General features: G+C 60.5%; 2 protein-coding genes. One reads left to right on the top strand and one right to left on the bottom strand.

Going from position 1 to position 1,011, the window contains the following annotated elements; translation table 11 throughout:
- Nucleotides 1-52: 52 nt before the first annotated feature.
- Nucleotides 53-229 carry a DUF8691 family protein gene (locus tag ABT116_RS51320; protein ID WP_502984126.1) on the bottom strand — a complete coding sequence of 59 codons (177 nt, stop codon included), beginning with the start codon at nucleotides 227-229 and terminating at the stop codon, nucleotides 53-55.
- A gap of 258 nt (nucleotides 230-487) precedes the next feature.
- Here ABT116_RS51320 and ABT116_RS50560 point away from each other — a divergent pair.
- A partial coding sequence (locus ABT116_RS50560; RefSeq protein WP_351648645.1) for a GAP family protein occupies nucleotides 488-1,011 on the top strand: 524 nt, incomplete at its 3' end.

The raw sequence follows: 1,011 nt of genomic DNA, 5'->3' as shown, positions 1-1,011 counted from the left end.
CCCTCATCGATCGTGGCGTGAAGGTCCGGAGCCTGTACCAGCACACCGCTCGTTACAACCCGGCGAGGCGGGCCATGATGCTTCGCATGGCCGTGTGGTCCGCGACGGGTCCGTACAAACTGGTGAATCCGCCGGCCGCACTGGCAACACTGAGGTCGGGAAATGCGGCCTTGACACGGTCCGACACTTCGCCGTCGATGAGGAATTGATACCGAGTGGGAGCATTCATCAGTGTCCGCTCCATTTCGTAGGGCCGTGAGGTTCGGACCCGCCCCGCGCCGAGTCTCGAAATCAGGTGTCGTCAAGTGCAATCGGCGTCGCTGCTCGATCCAGGACTCCGCATCCGTGAGATCCAGTCTTACTCGCGCATGCTCCTCGGGCTTCATCCCCTACGGGTGAATGTCGCCACGGTTCTGTTCATCCTTTTCGTGTGAGGCTGCGCAGGTCCCCCGCCCCTAGTGTCGACCGGGAGAGAGAAGAGGTCGGCATGGGATCTGTCATCGGGGATCTGTTACCCCTCGCGGTCGGCGTTGCGGTATCGCCGATCCCGATCATCGCGGCAATCTTGATGTTGTTGTCCAAGCGTGCCGGCAGCACGAGCGTCGGGTTCGCTCTGGGCTGGATACTCGGAATCGTTGTCGCCACTGTGATCTTCGTGCTCTTGTCCAGCAAGCTCGGCGACTCCGAAGGTGATCCGTCGGCGACGGTCTCGTGGATCAAGCTGGCGTTGGGAGTGTTACTTCTTGCGTTCGGAGCAAAGCAATGGCGCGGACGCGGAGGCGAACACGAAACCCCGAAGTGGATGCAAGCCATCGACGACATGACCGCTGCCAAAGGCCTCGGCTTGGGCTTCGCTCTGGCTGCGATCAATCCGAAGAATCTGATGATGTGTATCGCGGCCGGAATCTCGATCGGATCCGCCTCGCTTGGATCCGGAGAAGTTGTTGTCGCCATTCTGGTTTTCACGATCATCGCGGCCTCGACAGTGTGCGTGCCTGTGATCGGTTACCT

The sequence above is a fragment of the Streptomyces sp. NPDC002130 genome, assembly GCF_040296465.1.
Lineage (GTDB): Bacteria > Actinomycetota > Actinomycetes > Streptomycetales > Streptomycetaceae > Streptomyces.
The sequence above is the reverse complement of the archived record's forward strand: the minus strand, read 5'-3'. Positions and strand labels throughout refer to the sequence as shown.

Coding starts and splice junctions, on each gene's coding strand:
- ABT116_RS51320 (WP_502984126.1), bottom strand. CDS start 229: ATGAATGCTCCCACTCGGTATCAATTCCTCATCGACGGCGAAGTGTCG.